This is a genomic window from Capnocytophaga sp. oral taxon 324 str. F0483, assembly GCF_000318315.2.
GTDB lineage: Bacteria > Bacteroidota > Bacteroidia > Flavobacteriales > Flavobacteriaceae > Capnocytophaga > Capnocytophaga ochracea.
In genome coordinates this window covers 1-18,138 of record NZ_KB291517.1, presented here as the reverse complement: position 1 = coordinate 18,138, position 18,138 = coordinate 1, and the positions used below count along the sequence as shown (strand labels likewise).

12 protein-coding genes are annotated in these 18,138 nt (G+C 40.7%); 6 read left to right on the top strand and 6 right to left on the bottom strand.

Annotated elements, in window-relative coordinates:
- Nucleotides 1-630 precede the first annotated feature (630 nt).
- The 3 genes from HMPREF9072_RS05125 to HMPREF9072_RS05115 are packed head-to-tail and all read left to right on the top strand — an operon-like array spanning nucleotide 631 to nucleotide 5,657.
- Nucleotides 631-2,523 (top strand): ABC-F family ATP-binding cassette domain-containing protein, encoded by a 1,893-nt coding sequence (locus HMPREF9072_RS05125; RefSeq protein ID WP_009410860.1) that lies wholly within the window; start codon nucleotides 631-633, stop codon nucleotides 2,521-2,523.
- A 3-nt stretch (nucleotides 2,524-2,526) separates the two neighbouring features.
- Nucleotides 2,527-3,990 carry a hypothetical protein gene (locus tag HMPREF9072_RS05120; protein ID WP_009410859.1) on the top strand — a complete coding sequence of 488 codons (1,464 nt, stop codon included), beginning with the start codon at nucleotides 2,527-2,529 and terminating at the stop codon, nucleotides 3,988-3,990.
- Nucleotides 3,991-3,995: 5 nt separating this feature from the next.
- Nucleotides 3,996-5,657, top strand: coding sequence for an MBOAT family protein (locus HMPREF9072_RS05115; RefSeq protein ID WP_009410858.1), 1,662 nt, complete (start codon nucleotides 3,996-3,998; stop codon nucleotides 5,655-5,657).
- 42 nt (nucleotides 5,658-5,699) lie between these two features.
- Here the strand turns inward: HMPREF9072_RS05115 and HMPREF9072_RS05110 are convergent, their stop codons facing one another.
- Entirely contained in the window at nucleotides 5,700-6,011 is a 312-nt protein-coding gene (locus HMPREF9072_RS05110; RefSeq protein WP_009410857.1) for a hypothetical protein, read from the bottom strand.
- Nucleotides 6,012-6,397: 386 nt separating this feature from the next.
- Between HMPREF9072_RS05110 and asnS the strand changes: the two genes are divergently transcribed.
- A complete protein-coding gene (asnS, locus tag HMPREF9072_RS05105) occupies nucleotides 6,398-7,828 on the top strand; it encodes an asparagine--tRNA ligase (protein ID WP_009410856.1) in 1,431 nt (476 codons plus the stop codon).
- A gap of 83 nt (nucleotides 7,829-7,911) precedes the next feature.
- Here asnS and HMPREF9072_RS05100 read toward each other — a convergent pair whose 3' ends face one another.
- Together HMPREF9072_RS05100 and HMPREF9072_RS05095 are read right to left on the bottom strand one after the other, a co-directional pair.
- Entirely contained in the window at nucleotides 7,912-8,523 is a 612-nt protein-coding gene (locus tag HMPREF9072_RS05100; protein ID WP_009410855.1) for a hypothetical protein, read from the bottom strand.
- 90 nt (nucleotides 8,524-8,613) lie between these two features.
- Complete coding sequence (locus HMPREF9072_RS05095) at nucleotides 8,614-8,982, bottom strand: DUF1573 domain-containing protein (protein ID WP_002673576.1); 369 nt, start codon at nucleotides 8,980-8,982, stop codon at nucleotides 8,614-8,616.
- A gap of 477 nt (nucleotides 8,983-9,459) precedes the next feature.
- On the opposite strand from HMPREF9072_RS05095, the gene dnaE reads away from it, so the two are divergent.
- Nucleotides 9,460-13,917 (top strand): DNA polymerase III subunit alpha, encoded by a 4,458-nt coding sequence (gene dnaE / locus HMPREF9072_RS05090; RefSeq protein ID WP_009410854.1) that lies wholly within the window; start codon nucleotides 9,460-9,462, stop codon nucleotides 13,915-13,917.
- A 118-nt stretch (nucleotides 13,918-14,035) separates the two neighbouring features.
- Nucleotides 14,036-14,959 (top strand): aspartate carbamoyltransferase catalytic subunit, encoded by a 924-nt coding sequence (locus tag HMPREF9072_RS05085; RefSeq protein ID WP_009410853.1) that lies wholly within the window; start codon nucleotides 14,036-14,038, stop codon nucleotides 14,957-14,959.
- Between the two features lie 133 nt (nucleotides 14,960-15,092).
- On the opposite strand, the gene HMPREF9072_RS05080 is transcribed toward HMPREF9072_RS05085, so the two are convergent.
- From HMPREF9072_RS05080 to HMPREF9072_RS05070, 3 genes are all read right to left on the bottom strand, one after another.
- Nucleotides 15,093-15,959 carry a bile acid:sodium symporter family protein gene (locus HMPREF9072_RS05080; protein ID WP_009410852.1) on the bottom strand — a complete coding sequence of 289 codons (867 nt, stop codon included), beginning with the start codon at nucleotides 15,957-15,959 and terminating at the stop codon, nucleotides 15,093-15,095.
- A 15-nt stretch (nucleotides 15,960-15,974) separates the two neighbouring features.
- On the bottom strand, nucleotides 15,975-16,892 hold the full coding sequence (locus tag HMPREF9072_RS05075; protein WP_009410851.1) for a hypothetical protein: 918 nt from the start codon (nucleotides 16,890-16,892) through the stop codon (nucleotides 15,975-15,977).
- Nucleotides 16,893-17,494: 602 nt separating this feature from the next.
- On the bottom strand, nucleotides 17,495-18,138 hold a 644-nt coding region (locus HMPREF9072_RS05070), incomplete at its 5' end, for a gliding motility-associated C-terminal domain-containing protein (protein WP_009410850.1).

Sequence of the window (18,138 nt, the reverse complement as noted above, 5' to 3'; positions counted from 1 at the left end):
GATAGTTAAAAATGTTCCTTACAACCTTAGTTTGAAACTTTGGCAAAGTGTGCGCCGTAAAAAGTGACACATTGGAGAATTCGGAAGGAAACGGAGATTTTCAGAAGAAGGTTAAGGGCGTTTTTGGTGAAAAAAGGGTGTGAGGATGAATGTAGTTAGCTTATAGAGAGCTTATAGGAAGCTTATACGAATCTTGGACGATTGGTATAGAAAGGGGTGTATAAATAGTTGATTCATAGTATAATACAACAATAATAAAAATGTTAAAAACGGGGTTTCGAGGCGAAAGAAAGAGAAAAGGCAATAGGCCTTAGGCCATAGGCAATAGGGGGGAGTATGAAGGGAAAGGGGAAGTGTAGCGACGGAAAAGGGGAATTAGGGACGAAAACATACTCCTTTAAAGGGGGAATGTGGTGATGGAAAGGTGGAGAAAAATAGGCTGATGAATGAAGAGATAATGAGCGGTGGGTGAAGGTAAGGTAGTGAAAAATGCTGTGAATTTTGAGATTTGATTTTAGTGATTAGGGATTTTTTGCGAACGGTTGTACTGATTTTACCTAATAATTAGGCATTATTTATTGCTAATTACTTATAGTTTTGTACTTTTGCGCCCGAAATAACGAATATCATATGCTGAACGTTCACAACCTATCTGTTTCTTTTCAGGGCGAGTACCTCTTTGAGGACGTTGCTTTTATGCTCAATGCGGGCGACCGTGTGGGGCTTATTGGCAAGAACGGAGCGGGGAAATCGACGATGCTCAAATTGCTTTCACGCGAACTTAAACCCGATACCGGAGGCATTGCTACCGATAAAGATGTACGCATCGGATTTCTGAAACAGGATATTGATTTTGTGAAAGGACGTACCATTTTGGAAGAAGCCTATCAGGCATTTACTGAGATTAAGGCTTTGGAACGTCAGTTGGACGATATTCATCACCAAATAGAAACCCGCACTGATTACGAGAGCGAGGCGTACCACGATTTGCTTGATAAACTCAGCGACTATACGCATCGTTTCGACCTTATAGGGGGATACCAATACCAAGGTGAAACCGAGAAAGTGCTATTGGGGTTGGGCTTTCAGCGGAGTGATTTCGACAAGCTCACCGATAGTTTTTCGGGCGGGTGGCGTATGCGTATAGAATTGGCAAAACTGCTGTTGCAGAACAACGATATATTGCTATTGGACGAGCCTACGAACCACTTGGATATAGAGTCGATTATTTGGCTAGAACAGTTTCTCTCTACTTATAGCGGGGCGGTGGTAATTGTGTCGCACGACAGAATGTTTTTAGACAATGTGACCAATCGGACGATTGAGATTTCGGTAGGCAAAATATACGATTATCCGAAGCCTTACACTCAGTTTTTGGAACTGAGAAAAGAGATGCGCGAACTGCAACTCGCCTCACAAAAGAACCAAGAAAAGAAGATACAACACACTGAAAAGCTCATCGAAAAATTCCGCGCTAAAGCTACCAAAGCCTCAATGGCACAGTCGCTTATGAAGAAGTTGGACAAAATAGAGCGCATAGAGGTAGACGAGGAAGACAACGCAGTGATGAACGTGCGTTTCCCCGTATCGGTAACACCAGGGAAGGTGGTGCTGGAAATAGACGATGTATCGAAAAGTTATGGTGAAAAAGAGGTGCTCAGCCACGTGAGTTTGCTTATAGAACGAGGCAGCAAAGTAGCTTTTGTAGGACAAAATGGGCAGGGGAAAACGACCCTCGCTAAGATGATAGTGGGCGAAATACCCTATGAAGGAACTATCAGGCTGGGGCACAATGTACAGTTGGCTTACTTTGCTCAGAACCAAGCCGACTACTTAGATGGAGAACTCACCGTGCTTGATACGATGTTTAATGCAGCTAACGACAGCAATCGCACTAAAATACGCGACATACTTGGGGCTTTTCTCTTCCGTGGTGATGAGGTAGACAAAAAAGTGAAAGTGCTTTCGGGAGGGGAGCGCAACCGTTTAGCATTGGCAAAGATGCTCCTTTCGGACTTTAACGTAATGGTGATGGACGAGCCTACGAACCACTTGGATATCAAATCGAAGAACGTACTCAAACAAGCCTTACAGCAATTTGAAGGGACGCTCATTATTGTGTCGCACGACCGCGATTTCTTGCAAGGGCTTACCGATAAGGTATACGAGTTTAAGAACAAACATCTGAAAGAATATCTTGGGGACATCGATTTCTTCCTCGAACAACGTGCTGCCGTTAATTTTAGAGAGATAGAACAGCAGAGCAAAAGCACTCCTGTGCAGGTAGAAAAAGAACCGCAGAAAGAAGAAAAACTCTCGTTTGAGGAACAGAAACAGCAGAAAGCCATTCAGAATAAGCTCAACAAGATAGAGAAGAACATTACCGCTCTTGAAGAAGCGCTTAAAGCGATGAATGAGCAGATGGGACAAGGCGTACAGAACGATGCTTTTTACAAGGAATACGAACAGAAAAAACAGCAGTTGGAGGATTTAATGACCGAGTGGGAATTATTAATGAGTTAAGTTATGCAACCTAAAAAAATCTTACTCTTTATTGTGGGGGTGCTGGTAGCCCTCTTTACAATGACCCTTTTCAGCAGTTATCACACCACCGCCAAAGGAATGGTGCGGGAGGGTATAGTGTTTGGTGACGCGATGTTGCGCTATCCGACCCCTGATATATTGGGAATGCTCTTTAAAGGGGAAGAGGAAAATAATAAAGTAGACGAACTTATTAAAGATACTAAGACCATTGTAGACGAAAAAACCGAAAATTTAGCAAAAAAGGATACTATTGTTAAGGACACGGTACAAACTTCGGAAACCAATATAGAAGGGAAAATATATTACCCGGGGAATCATACCGATTATATCAGAAGACTTAAAGAGAAACTGTGTCAGCCTACCTGCCAAATAGTGCATTATGGTGATTCGCAAATAGAAGGAGACCGCATCACCGGCTATGTGCGCAACCGATTGCAATTGGCATATACTGGCGGAGGACCGGGTTTTATCCCTATAAAAGTAGTGTATAGCCAGAACAGTGTGGACATTATTGCTTCGCCTAACTGGACGCGCTACGCTTTCTTCGACCGCAAACAGCGCAAAACGGTAGCGCACGATAAGTATGGTTTGTTCTCTACCTTCTCACGTTTTACTAATTATGTGAGCAATACTGCTGATACGACTGCCTTACCCGTAGCAAAAGCCAGCTTTACGATTAAGCCTTCGGACAAATCGTATGCACGTTTAAGAAACTACACGCGCTTTGGGTTACATTATGGCAATGCGATGGCAAAAGTGAAGATACGTGTGTATCAGGACGGTAATATTCTAAGAATAGATACTCTTATCTCAGATGGTAAATACCATAATTATAAGCTCAATTTCGCATCTACTCCTAAGGAGCTAAAAGTGGAATTGGAAGGCAAGATAAGTCCGGATTTTTATGGGATTACTCTTGATGCATCCTCAGGAGTGCGAATGGATAACGTAGCGATGCGAGGGGAAGCAGGGCGTATATTTACACGTATGAATTACGAGCATTTCAGACAGATGAGTGCTGACCGTAAACCCGATATATTTATCTTTCAGTACGGAGGAAATACAATCCCCTATATGAAAACAGACCAACAGCTTCAGGAGTATGTAAACGCGTTGATATTTAATATCAAATGGGTAAAGCGAGCCAATCCCAATGCAATGTTTATGCTTTTAGGTCCTGGAGATATGACAACTTCGAGTAATGGACAACTCATCACCTATCCTTTTGTGCCGAAAATGAACAAACTGATGAAGGAAGAAGCCTTGAAAAATGGGATTGCTTATTTTAGTATCTTTGAAGCAATGGGAGGAGAAAACTCGATGACAGCGTGGGTGAAAAAAGGAATGGCTGTTTCGGATTACGTACACTTTACGCCACAAGGGACTAAACTAATTTCGGAAGTGTTTTACCAATGCCTACTTAACGACCTTGCCACGGTGCAATAATAGCTATGATAGATTTCTTTAAAAACTTCTTTACCTTTGAGTCGGCTCACCCACTTACTTTTGTACGGATAGACTTTTGGATATTCTTTGCTTTAGTATATGCGGTGTTTGTGCTCATCTATAAGCGTAAGCACGTGCGCAACTTGTTTTTGTTGCTTGCCAGCTTTTACTTCTATTACAAGGCAAGTGGGCTTTTTGTATTGTTATTGATATTTAGTACTGTTACTGACTTTTATTTGGGGCATTATATCTATAATCAACAAGAAGAGCGAAGACGCAAAATAGGGGTTACTATTAGCGTTTGTGTGAACTTATTGGTACTTAGTTATTTTAAGTATGCTTATTTCTTTACTGATACTTACAATGCGCTGTTTCACACTCATCACCAAACCTTTAACTATTTAGCCTATTGGGCAAATGGGTTTGACTATAACGGATACTTTTCAGTTGATAAAATTATATTGCCCGTAGGTATTTCTTTCTACACTTTTCAGACCATTAGCTATACAGTGGATATTTATCGCAGAAAGGTTGCACCACTGAAATCGATATTAGACTTTGGTTTTTATGTGAGTTTCTTCCCTCAGTTAGTAGCAGGTCCTATTGTACGTGCAGAGGAGTTTGTACCTCAAATTCTCAAAAAAACAGAGATTAGCAAAGAAGAGTTTAATAAGGCGATATTCCTTATTCTTAAAGGACTTATCAAGAAGATGATATTTGCTGATTTTATCGCGTTGCACTTTTTGGATAAGGTATTTGATGCTCCTGAAATGCACTCGGGCTTTTCTAACTTATTAGCTCTGATAGGTTACTCGCTCCAAATATACGGTGATTTTTCTGGCTATACCGATATAGCCATAGGGGTAGCGCTATTGATGGGCTTCCATTTGCCTGTAAACTTCAATTCACCTTATAAGGCTTTGAACTGTGGGGACTTTTGGAAACGCTGGCACATCTCGCTTTCTACTTGGTTGAAGGACTATTTGTACATTCCGTTAGGAGGTAACCGCAATAGCACCTTAGGGACTTTTGTGTTTTCCTTGCTTTTTGTAGTGATATTGGTAGTAGCGATTGGTAACCTCGCTTTTACTTTTATCACAGGGGGATTGCTTATAGCAGGTGCGGTACTAGCTTTTTATTACAAACCTTTTGAGCGTTACTTGACTACCAATATCAACATTATGCTCACGATGCTTATTGGAGGATTGTGGCACGGAGCTTCGTGGAAGTTTGTTATATGGGGTGGATTGAACGGTTTGGGGGTAGTAGCTTATAAGTATTGGCGCAAGGTGAGTCCGTACGAGCAAAGTAAGCTGTGGATTACTCGCGCTTGGAAGATAGCCTTTACCTTTGCTTTTATTACCTTTACACGCATATTCTTCCGAGGTAATGATATGGAGAGTATAAACTTATGGTTCACACAAGTGGCGAACAATATGAGTTGGGATACTGCTACCGAAGTGATTAGACATAACAATATTCCATTAGGCGTTATCCTGATTGGTTATATTACCCATTGGCTACCACAGCATTGGAAAGACTATGTGGAACACGTGTTTGCCGAGAGCCATTACGCTGTGAAAATAGCGATAGCCTTAGTAGTAGTGCTTATTTGCTATCAGGCTTATTCTACCGATATTCAGCCGTTTATTTACTTCCAATTTTAGTTAGGTAAAAGGTAGGAGTAAAAGATAAAAGGGGGAGAAAAACTATTGGGAATTAGTAGCTAAGAATACGATACAAGCAATAATGACTATAAGCACCAAAAAAGTTACTCCAGAAATAATAAGCCCTGCGACGGCTAATGTTTTAGGCTTCTTGCTCATTCCGATAATAGATAATATCAATCCGGTGAGCCATATGATAAGATTCACAATAGGGAGCAATACGAGGAATATTGCCACTACAGACGTTATGAACCCCACCAGACCTATGGGATTGTTATTTAGGTTGTTATCGTTATATTGCCTATTGTGAATAAACGACCAGTCGTTTGGGGTATTTTGCTTGAATTCTTCCATCTTTATTAAACAATAAATACTCGATTTTAATGCCACAAATATACAACAAAGAATTTATACTGCAAGTTAAAAAAACTTTTTTATAGGTAAAAGACACAAGCCACACGAGTAGATGTAATTAGCAGATTTGAGAATTAGCAAATGGGAAGTAAGGCTTGAAAAGTTTTTATAGGAAAGAGAAGAGTTTAATAATTAAGAGCTGTTTGAAAGATGAGCGAAAGGATAGCTAACCTAAGGCGAAAGTAAGACGATGGAAACCTATGAAAAGTTTATGACAGAACAGTGTAAGAAGTGAAAAACAATTAGAGATTTAACCAAACTCCTTTGTTATTTATTGAAAAGTTATTACTTTTGCCGTCAGAATTAGATAAGAAATAAGACGCGTTATGTATTCGATTAAAAAAATATTACAAGACGGAAAAAACATACAAGGAGAAATCACCCTTAAAGGTTGGGTGCGCACCTTCCGCAGCAACCGCTTTATTGCCCTAAACGATGGTTCTACAATCGACAATTTACAAGTAGTAGTAGATTTTGAAAATACCGACCCTGAATTGCTTAAACGCATTACCACGGGAGCAGCTATTGAAGTAAAAGGAAGACTTGTGGAGAGTCAAGGTAAAGGGCAAAACGTAGAGTTACAAGCAAGTAACATCAGTATATTAGGTGATAGCAACCCTGAAGAATACCCTATCCAACCTAAAAAACACTCACTTGAATTCTTGAGAGAAAACGCTCACTTACGCGTGCGCTCTAGTACTTTTAGTGCGGTGATGCGCGTGCGTTCTACTTTAGCTTTTTCTATTCACAAATACTTTCAAGACAATGGCTTTTTCTACGTGAATACACCTATTATCACGGGTAGTGATGCCGAAGGGGCTGGAGAGATGTTTCGTGTAACGACCTTAGATGCCAAAAATCCACCACTTAATGAAAACGGAGAAGTAGACTACAAGAAAGACTTCTTCGGTAGGGAGACAAACCTTACCGTATCAGGTCAGTTAGAAGGTGAGACTTTTGCGATGGCGCTTGGTAAGATTTACACCTTTGGACCTACTTTCCGTGCTGAAAACTCCAATACCTCACGCCACTTAGCTGAGTTCTGGATGATAGAGCCCGAAATGGCGTTCTATGACCTTATCGACAATATGAATTTGGCGGAAGATTTTATTAAATACGTATTGCAATACACCTTGGAAGTACGTCGTGACGACCTTGAGTTCTTGAACAAAAGATTTTTAGAAGAAGAGAAGACTAAACCACAGAACGAGCGTAGCACAATGTCACTCATCGAAAAACTTGAATTTGTAATTCACAATCAGTTTAAGAGGGTGAGTTACACCGAGGCAATAGATATTTTAAAGAATAGCAATCACAATAAAAAGAAGAAATTTCAATACCCTGTAAACGAATGGGGTGTAGATTTGCAAAGCGAACACGAGCGCTATTTGGTGGAAAAACACTTTGAGTGCCCTGTAATTCTATACGACTATCCAGCAAATATCAAAGCGTTTTATATGCGCTTAAATGAAGACGGTAAAACGGTGCGCGCGATGGATATTCTCTTCCCAGGAATAGGTGAAATTGTAGGAGGCTCGCAACGTGAAGAACGTTACGATGTACTCAAACAAAAAATAGCCGACCTTCATATGGACGAGGCAACTCTTTGGTGGTACTTAGACCTTCGTAAGTTCGGTACAGCAGTACACAGTGGCTTTGGTTTAGGTTTTGAGCGCTTGGTACTCTTTGCTACTGGAATGACCAATATCCGTGATGTGATACCTTACCCACGCACACCACAGAGCGCAGAGTTTTAATGTAAGTTACATCAGGAAATATAAAAACCGAGTTACGAAAGTAACTCGGTTTTCTTGTGTAATTTTAAAAAATAAAACAATGACTAAGTTGCCATTTGGTATTTGTTTACTTTTTCTTTAGCCTTGATAAGGTCGAGATTCAAGCTATTAATCTTTTGCTCTTTGTTGAGGATTCTTCCTTTGAACTTAGCATCGTCTTGAGGAGACAAAGCTCCTTTGGCTTTCTTTAAATTATACTTGTTTTGTTCCTTAGCTAAATCAGTTTTAGCTTTGGTAATTTTAGCCTCTATTTTAGAAACCTCAGAGTTAGCTTTGGACAAGCGTTCTTGATTCTTTTGAGCACGAGCAGCAGTTTTTTGTTGTTCTTTAGCGGCTTTTTCTTGCTCCTTAGCTGCTTTTTGTTCAGCTCTCACAGACTTTTCCTGCTCTTTTTGTAATTTTTGTTGAGCCTTTAACTGCTCTTTTTGAGCTTTAAGTTCTGCTTGAGACTGAGCTTGAGTAGCTTCAACAGGAGTGGGAGCAACTACCGGAGTAGTGGTATCGGTCATAGTTCCCATTTCGTCTACTTGAGCGAATGACACTTGAGCTACGAATAGCCCAGCGAACAAAGTGAGTGTGTGTAATTTCATATCTGTTAAATTATTTAGTTTTCTTATAGGGTGCAAAGATAAGGAAAATATGCTTACCATTTGCATTTTTACAAAAGTTTAACACCAAAAAAGTCGCCTGCAAAGGAAAGAAGCGCAGGCGACTAAGGAGTAAATTAAAATATAAATAGTTATGGATTATTGAACATTTCCTCTGATACGTAAGCCTTTTACAGGGCTTGATTTGGCATTGGAGGTAACAGTAATAGTCTTGCTGATAGGTCCAACACGATTAGTATCGTATTTTACTTCAATTTTTCCTTTAGCTCCTGGTGCTACGGGTTGGTTTGTCCAAGAAGGAACGGTACAACCGCAAGAAGAAGCTACGTTAGTAATTACGAGGGGTGCTTTACCAGTGTTAGTAAACTCGAACACACGCACACCGTCTGCACCTTGTTTGATGTTACCGTAATCAATTTCTTCAGATTTAAAAGAAATCTCAGCGTCTTGGGCATAAGCCATTACACCAAAAAATGCTAAAAATACAAATGTTAAAAACTTTTTCATAGTATAAAAAATTAAAAATATAAGTTTGTTTTTACGGTTATAAATAGTACAACAACCGTGCCAAAGAGTATTTTTTAAGGTAAAAATTAAGATTTAATAGTGTAGAGTAAAAAAGGGTTTGAGCGAAGAGAAAACATTGTAAGTCACACAGATAAATTATTAGTAGATTGGTGGATTTGGATATTACGGTTAGCTTATACAAGTTTTATACGATATAACGGACAATGAACTATGGGGGAGTGAAGCTAAGGTAAATCTGAGTCCAAGAAAAGTATTAGATTTTAAAAAAAAAAACTAAAGACTTATTCTACCAAAAGGTAACTTAAAAAATTGCACTTGATGTTGGAAATGGCGTCGTGTTAAAATTATCAATGGTTAATTGCTAATTGTGAATTGTTTTGTATCTTTGCCCTCTCACTTTAAATCTCAATAAAACTCTTACACACATATTCAGCTAACGCTGGCTTTACCTAAAAAATGTACTTAATATTTGATACTGAAACTACGGGGTTACCCCGCCGTTGGGATGCCCCCCTTACCGATAGTGACAACTGGCCTCGCGCCGTGCAGATTGCTTGGCAATTGCACGATGAGTGGGGCACACTCATTGAGCATCAGGACTTTTTGATAAAGCCCGATGGCTTTGATGTGCCTTATGATGCCGAAAAAGTACACGGTATTTCTACCCAATTAGCAGAAGCACAAGGAGTGCCTATCGCTGAGGTGTTCAAAGCGTTCAACGAGGCGCTTAGCAAGGCGCAATATGTGGTGGGACAAAACATCGGCTTTGATATCAATATTATGGGGGCTGAGTTTTACCGCTATAGGGTGGAGAGTCCACTTACGCAGATGCCTGTAATCGATACTTGTACTGAGGCAACTGCCAACCTCTGCCAGATAGCAGGCGGAAAAGGAGGTCGTTATAAGTTGCCCACCCTCACCGAGTTGCACTCTTTTCTCTTTGGCGTACCCTTTGCCGAGGCGCACAACGCCACTGCCGACGTGGAAGCAACTACACGCTGTTTCTTTGAATTGATACGTCGTGGCGAAGGCTTTCAAGAAGGTACTTTCAGTAGCGACTATATCAAAGAATTTCAAGGGCATCACACCTCACCTATAGGGCTTATCGGACTCAAGCACGTGAACCTCAAAGAGGCTTCCGATACCTTGCGAAAAAGCAGTAGCACTGCGCAAACTACAGAACCTCACGTCGATGCTTCACTGTTAGAAAATGCGGTGTTTGCTCACTTGCACAACCATACACAACACTCTATATTACAATCTACTACGTCTATAAAAGACCTCGTAAAAATCACCGCTAAAGAAAAGATGCCTGCCGTGGCTCTTACCGATAGCGGCAATATGATGGCTGCCTTCCACTTTGTGCAAGCCGTACAAGGACATAACAAAGAGGCGGAAGCTAAAAACAAAGAGGCTGAAGAAAAGGGTGAACCCCCTACCGAAACGCTCATCAAGCCTATTATAGGTTGTGAGTTCAATATCTGCGAAAATCACTTAGATAGAACCCGACAAGACAACGGCTACCAAGTAGTGATTTTGGCTAAAAACAAACAAGGTTATCACAATCTTACCAAAATGGCTTCTATCGCTTCTACCAAAGGTTTTTACTATGTGCCTCGTATAGATAAGGCGATTGTAGAGCAGTACAAAAGCGACTTAATAGTGCTTTCTGGAGGTATGAATGGCGAAGTGCCATCAAAAATATTGAATATCGGTACTAAGCAGGCGGAAGAGGCGCTCTTGTGGTGGAAAGAGCAGTTTGGAGAGGATTTCTATTTAGAGGTGATGCGCCACAACCAAGAAGATGAAAACCGCGTAAACGAAACTCTTGTAGAGTTTTCTAAGAAATATGGGGTCAAGCTCATTGCTACTAACAATACCTTTTATCTCCATAAAAAAGATGCCAATGCCCACGATATTCTGTTGTGTGTGAAAGACGGCGAGAAACAAAGAACACCTATCGGTCGCGGTCGCGGTTATCGTTTTGGAATGCCTAACAACGAGTATTATTTCAAAACCTCAGCCGAAATGAAGGCGCTCTTCAAGGATATTCCTGAGGCGATTCTCAATATTCAAGAGATTATCGACAAGGTAGAACCCTACGGATTGGCACGTGATATCCTCTTGCCTAAGTTTGATATCCCCGAAGAATTTCAGGTAGAAGACGACCCTACAGGCAAAAAAGGAGAAAACAACTATTTGCGTCATCTCACTTATGAAGGGGCTAAACGCAAATACCCCGAAATTACTGATGAAGTGCGGGAGCGTTTGGATTTTGAGCTTTCTATTATTGAAAAAACAGGTTACCCAGGTTACTTCCTTATCGTACAAGATTTTATAGCCGCAGCGCGAAGTATGAACGTATCAGTAGGACCTGGTCGTGGGTCGGCTGCAGGCTCGGCAGTGGCGTTCTGTTTGGATATTACCAATATGGACCCCATTAAGTACGACCTCCTCTTTGAGCGTTTCCTCAACCCCGACCGTGTGTCAATGCCCGATATCGATATCGACTTCGAGGACTCTGGTCGCCAAGATGTAATCAACTATGTGATTGATAAGTATGGTGAGAGTCAGGTAGCGCGGATTATCACTTATGGTAAAATGGCTGCCAAATCAGCTATCAAAGATACGGCTCGTGTGCTGGATGTACCTCTACAAGAATCGAATAGATTAGCGGGCTTAGTGCCTAATGGGGTGTCATCTTTAGGGAAGATGTTCAGTTGGGACGATAAAACCCTCAAAGAAAAAGTGCGCAGTGAAGAACTGCCAAAAGTAGACGAGCTGAAACGCCTTTTGGCAGGAGAAGGGGAGGAGGACAGTACCCAAACCATTCAGCAGGCAAATATTATTGAAGGTTCGGTGCGCAACACGGGTATCCACGCTTGTGGGGTAATTATCACCCCCGATGATATAACCAACTTTGTGCCGGTAGCTTTAGCCAAAGATTCTGACCTATTTGTTACTCAGTTTGATAACTCGGTAGTAGAGAGCGCAGGATTGCTGAAAATGGACTTCTTGGGACTCAGTACCCTCACACTTATCAAAGATACTATTGAAAATATCAAACAAACTCATAATATAGAGCTGGATGCAGAGGCTTTCCCGCTCGACGATAAAAAGACTTACGAACTCTTCCAACGCGGTGAAACGGTCGGGATTTTCCAGTACGAGTCCACCGGTATGCAGAAATATATGCGAGAGCTAAAACCTACGGTCTTTGCCGACCTGATAGCGATGAATGCCCTCTACCGCCCAGGTCCATTGGAATATATACCGAGCTTTATCAAGCGGAAACACGGTATTGAGCCTATTGAGTACGACCTCCCCGATATGGAGGAGTACCTCAAAGAAACTTATGGAATTACCGTATATCAAGAGCAGGTGATGTTGCTATCGCAGAAATTGGCAGGTTTTACCAAAGGTGAAGCCGACGTGCTCCGTAAGGCGATGGGAAAGAAACAAATAGCCGTGCTAGCCAAGATGAAGCCTAAGTTCATTACCCAAGCCTCCGAAAAAGGTCACGACGCCCAAAAACTCGAAAAGATATGGGCAGACTGGGAGAAGTTTGCCGCTTATGCGTTCAATAAATCGCACTCCACCTGCTATGCTTGGGTGGGTTACCAAACGGCTTACCTAAAAGCCAATTATCCTGCCGAGTATATGGCAGCGGTATTATCTAACAATATGAACGACATCAAAACGATTACTTTCTTCCTCGAAGAGTGCCACCATATGGGAATCAAGGTGTTACCTCCTGATGTGAATGAATCGTTGTACAAATTTACCGTAAATAAAAACGGTGATATACGCTTCGGAATGGGGGCTGTGAAAGGAGTAGGAAAAGCAGCAGTCGATACGATTGTAGAACAACGCCAAGAGCGTCCTTATACCTCTATTTTCGATTTGGCAAAACGCGTAGATTATAAGAGTATCAACAAGAAAGCCTTTGAAAGTATCGCTTTGGCAGGAGGTTTTGATTCGTTCACTAATGTACACCGTGCTCAGTACTTCCACGCTGAAGCTGACGGCGTTCCCTTTCTCGAAAAAGCCATTCGCTTTGGTACTAAATACCAAGAGAGTAAGAACTCTGCCCAAATGAGTCTGTTTGGTGGTGAGAGTGAAGTAGATATCCCTGAACCTGCTGTGCCTAAATGTGAAACGTGGGGTAACCTCGAGCAGTTGCGCCGTGAGAAGGAGGTGGTAGGTATCTATATCTCAGGGCACCCGCTCGACGATTTTAAGCACGAGTTACAAAACTTTTGCAATATCAGTCTATCGGAATTGCAAGACTTACAACCTTTTATTAACCGTGAGCTCACAGTAGCGGGTATGGTAGCTGACCTGCAACATCGTACGGCTAAGAACGGAAAAGGTTACGGCTTTTTTACTCTTGAGGATTACGACGGCTCTTACGAGTTTAAACTCTTTGGAGATGATTATTTGAACTATCAGAAATATATGGTACCAGGGGCGTTTTTGTATATCAAATTTAAGGTGGTAGAAGGATTTCTCAATAGAGAAACCAACCAAAGAGGCGAACCTCGAATACAGTTTCTACAGATGATGCAGTTACAAGATGTGATGGAAACCCTCTCTAAAAAACTTACTTTGCACGTGAATATAGAGGAGATTAACCAAGATTTGATTGCAAAATACAAAGATTTACTACAAAAGCACAAAGGAAAACAGTCTATTTACTTTGTTGTGCACCATCACAATGAAAATATTCACCTAAATATGGAAAATGGCAATCTAAAGGTGGCGATTACTAAATCTTTTTTAGATGATTTAGACGCTCTATTTGCAAAATATCATCTCAATGACCGCAGAATGGAGAAAATAGTTGCTAAAAAGACAGAAGATACTCACGACGACGAGGAAATGGCAATGGAGGATTTGGGATTATCGGAGTAGGCAATTAGTTAATTTCTATTTTGACTGCTAACGGCTAAAAGCTAAAAAAATCTTCAATCGTAACTCGTAGTTTCTAATTATTTTGTACTTTTGCACAACCACTTAAAAAGAAAAAGAAATGAGTGCATTGAGCGTTAATCACCTGTTGGGCATTAAGTATATCACCGAAAAGGATATACAGTTAATATTTGAAACAGCTGACCACTTCAAGGAGGTTATTAACCGTCCTATTAAAAAAGTGCCTTCGTTGCGCGATATTACTATTGCCAATCTCTTCTTCGAGAATAGTACGCGCACTCGTCTTTCCTTTGAATTGGCAGAAAAACGTCTTTCTGCCGATGTGATTAACTTTTCGGCTTCTCAATCATCGGTAGCCAAAGGGGAAACCTTAGTAGATACCGTGAACAATATCCTCTCGATGAAAGTGGATATGGTAGTGATGCGTCACCCGAACCCAGGTGCGGGGGTCTTCCTCTCACAACACGTGAAAGCCTCAATTGTAAACGCTGGCGATGGAGCTCACGAACACCCTACACAAGCTCTTTTAGACTCATATTCTATACGCGAACGCTTAGGAGATGTTGCTGGTAAAAAAGTAGTGATAGTGGGGGATATACTACACTCGCGCGTGGCACTTTCGAACATCTTTGCACTCCACAAGCAAGGAGCTGAAGTGATGCTATGCGGACCTCAAACACTTATTCCTAAATACATTCATAAATTGGACGTGAAGGTAGAAACCAATTTGCGCAAGGCTTTGAACTGGTGTGATGTGGCTAATATGTTGCGTATCCAAAACGAACGACTCGACATCAGTTATTTTCCTTCTACCCGTGAATATGTACAACAATACGGACTCACCAAAGAGCTATTGGATAGCCTTGACAAAGAAATAGTGATTATGCACCCAGGACCTATCAATCGAGGGGTAGAAATTACCAGCGAAGTAGCTGATAGCTCCCAATCGATTATTTTACAACAAGTAGAAAATGGGGTAGCCATACGAATGGCAGTGATTTATCTGTTGGCAAGCAAGATTTAATAAGATAAAAGATAAAAGGTAAAGCCAGCGAGGGCTCACAGCTGGGTATGTGAATAAAAGATAAAGAAAGCGCGATGTTTGAATAGTGAACATCGCGCTTTTTTAATTGTTAATTATCAATTATTAATTGCTGTTATCTTCTAATTCTGATGGTGATAAGGGCAAAGATAAAAGTGGTAAAAAAGGAGAATATGGCATACACAAGGGCGGGTTTGGTCATATCGGTATTGCCCATAAGGGTACCTGCTACCAATATCGCCAAAGCAGTGTTTTGTAGACCTACTTCTATACTGATAGTCGTTGCTTGTACACCCGGTAATTTAAAAGATTTCAGAGCGATAAAATAACTAAGTGTCATCGCGCTGAGGTGCATTAGGAGCGTAGCAGGCAAGAGTCGGATTATTTCATCTACTGAAATACCACTTCCTCCTGATTGTTTATCACCGAAAAACTTGATAAAGAATACAATTCCCAACAATATGGTATTAGTTACTTTTAAAGGAAAACGGATTTTAAGAGATACATTAGGGAAAAACCGGTTGAAAAATAAGCCCAACAAAGCTGGTATTATAATGATTTTGGCTACTTCCCAGACCATATTAAATATAGGGAGCGACACTTCAGTATGACCACCCATAAAAACAGCTACTGCCCAATTAGACAACACTGGAATGGTAAACAGTATGAGCAAGCTATTGATAGCGGTAAGGGCTACTGCCAAGGCGGTATCGGCTTTGATGAGATAACTAATGAAATTGGAGGTAGTACCCCCAGGACATATTGATACGATGATGAGCCCTACTTTTTCGGCAGGGGGTAAATTAGAAAACTCGGCAATGATAAAAGCACAGATAGGCAAGAAGACCATCTGCAAGAAAAGCCCTAAGTACAAGGGCTTTGATTTTTTGAATATGTTTTCGAAATCGGAGAAGCGCAACGAACTGCCTATCGCAAAGGTGATAAGCATCAGCACTGCCGAAAGGAGGTAATCTATAAACATCAGCGATTAGCTTTTCTAATAAGTATAGGTATAGGTAGCTTTATGAGCGTTGTTTTTCTTATATTCAGCGGACTTAGGTGTATTGTTGCTATTCCATTGATAGCTAAAAGTACGAGTGGCATTCTCTAAATCTTTATAGTCAGCTTGGGTGTTATTATGGAGTTTTTTAGTATAAGAAACTACATTGTGAACGGCGGTTCTTATAAGAGGGTCTCTGTAATAATCACCATAGTAGTTGTAATTACTTATCAACTCTATTTCAGCTAAATATTTAAAGAGGTCTCGCTGATACATATTCGGTTTATTATCGTATTGGTAAGTACAAGAGCCTTTGGTATTTTGGTCAGGAACTGCACCTACATAAGTTGCTTTTTCAAGAGAAGCTACTGTACCATCGGGATTGAGGGAATAAATATAATAGTCGTTAAAACCAGCGAATGAGCTATGAGCTATCATTGTTATTTTGTTTTTATCATAAGTGTAGCTATATTTTTTTGTTTCAGTTCCATCAACCGTTGTTTTACTCGCTACTTTGTTATTAAGATATTCATAAGTAATTTTTTGAACATTATCACTACGAATGATAGATTGTAAGTGATTTCCGTTATAAGTAAAGTTATAGGTATAGTTTCTGTTGCTTTGAGAATTGCTTTTAATACTGATAGCAGTTATCAACTCACCGTTATAAGTGATTGTATAGACTTCATCAGTAGTGGGGGTACCGTTATCGACTACTTTTCTTTCAAAAGCAGTAATTTTATTGCCACTTAACGTATAGGTTTCAGTGGTTTTAACAGTGCCTATACTACCAATAGTTTCCTCTACTATCGTTTTAGGAAAAGCACCGCCGGGGGTAGTGTCATCATTGTTGTCTTTTTTACAAGAAAGAAAGATAAGTGTAAGACCTATGGCTAATAATAATGTTTTTTTCATTGGTTATATACTTTTATGGCGACAAAGGTACGAAACATTTTTTAATTAGCAATAAGAAGTGTGAGCCACACGGAGGTAGAAAATTAGCAAATGTGGAGGGTTGAGGAGTTCGAAAGATAGCGGAGGATAACGAAAGAGAGCTAAGAGGATATTTGGTGAAAAAAGGGTGTGAGGATGAATGTAGTTAGCTTATAGAGAGCTTATAGGAAGCTTATACGAATCTTGGAAGATTGGTATAGAAAGGGTCTATAAATAGTTGATTCATAGTATAATACAACAATAATAAAAATGGTAAAAACGGGGTTTCGAGGCGAAAGAAAGAGGAAGAGGCACTAGGCCTTAGGCCTTAGGCCATAGGCACTAGGGGGGAATATGACGGAAAAGAGAAGAAATGACGAATGACCAGTGACGAATGACGAATATGGACTTTCTTTAAAAGGGAATTGTGGCGGCAGTAAGACGGTGCGTGCCATACAAGCAGGTGAAGAAAAGTGATAGAAGTTTGAGGAGATAGGGGTAAAGAAAATAAGGAAATAGGCTTAAAAACAAAAAGGACTGCCAGAGAGTTTCTGGACAGCCCTTTTTAGTTTATTATAAAAGTACTATTTTTTGATATATAACCAGCCTACTTCAGATTGTTTATTATTATTCTGATCGTAGTATTCGATTACATAATAGTAAGTACCTTGAGGGAGTTTATCGGCAGCTTCTACTGTCACACGACCGTCGGAGATACCTCTAAACACGCGGGTTACGTTGTCGTAGCCACTTACCTCAAATACTTTTACGCCCCAACGGTTGTAGATACGTACCACATTGTTCGGATAGTTTTCTATACCACCAATATGGAAGTGGTCGTTTTTACCGTCGCCATTTACTGACATACCGTTGTAAGGTATGAGCTTGTTCACTATATCAACCGTTACAGTAGCACTGCTACAGCCTGCCGAGTTACAGATTTCATACACAAAAGTATCGGTTCCTACAAAGCCTGTGTGAGGACGGTACTCTATTGTGTTATCGCTATTTACCATCACTGTACCATTTGCTGGAGAGGTTACTACATTAGGGGTAGTTGCTCCGTTGAGGGTATCGTTTGGCAATACTGCAATATTTACAGGTGTATTCACTGCTGTAGAGACTCTATCGTCTACCGCTACCGGAGTAGGTGTAGGTGTTGCTGTTCCCACTACTGTTACTACCAAGGTTTGAGTACCGGTACAGTTAGTAGGGTTCAACACTTCGC

Excerpts from the sequence above, each read along its gene's own strand:
- HMPREF9072_RS05125 (WP_009410860.1), top strand. The coding sequence starts at position 631 with ATGCTGAACGTTCACAACCTATCTGTTTCTTTTCAGGGCGAGTACCTC.
- HMPREF9072_RS05120 (WP_009410859.1), top strand. The coding sequence starts at position 2,527 with ATGCAACCTAAAAAAATCTTACTCTTTATTGTGGGGGTGCTGGTAGCC.
- HMPREF9072_RS05115 (WP_009410858.1), top strand. The coding sequence starts at position 3,996 with ATGATAGATTTCTTTAAAAACTTCTTTACCTTTGAGTCGGCTCACCCA.
- HMPREF9072_RS05110 (WP_009410857.1), bottom strand. The coding sequence starts at position 6,011 with ATGGAAGAATTCAAGCAAAATACCCCAAACGACTGGTCGTTTATTCAC.
- asnS (WP_009410856.1), top strand. The coding sequence starts at position 6,398 with ATGTATTCGATTAAAAAAATATTACAAGACGGAAAAAACATACAAGGA.
- HMPREF9072_RS05100 (WP_009410855.1), bottom strand. The coding sequence starts at position 8,523 with ATGCAAATGGTAAGCATATTTTCCTTATCTTTGCACCCTATAAGAAAA.
- HMPREF9072_RS05095 (WP_002673576.1), bottom strand. The coding sequence starts at position 8,982 with ATGAAAAAGTTTTTAACATTTGTATTTTTAGCATTTTTTGGTGTAATG.
- dnaE (WP_009410854.1), top strand. The coding sequence starts at position 9,460 with ATGTACTTAATATTTGATACTGAAACTACGGGGTTACCCCGCCGTTGG.
- HMPREF9072_RS05085 (WP_009410853.1), top strand. The coding sequence starts at position 14,036 with ATGAGTGCATTGAGCGTTAATCACCTGTTGGGCATTAAGTATATCACC.
- HMPREF9072_RS05080 (WP_009410852.1), bottom strand. The coding sequence starts at position 15,959 with ATGTTTATAGATTACCTCCTTTCGGCAGTGCTGATGCTTATCACCTTT.
- HMPREF9072_RS05075 (WP_009410851.1), bottom strand. The coding sequence starts at position 16,892 with ATGAAAAAAACATTATTATTAGCCATAGGTCTTACACTTATCTTTCTT.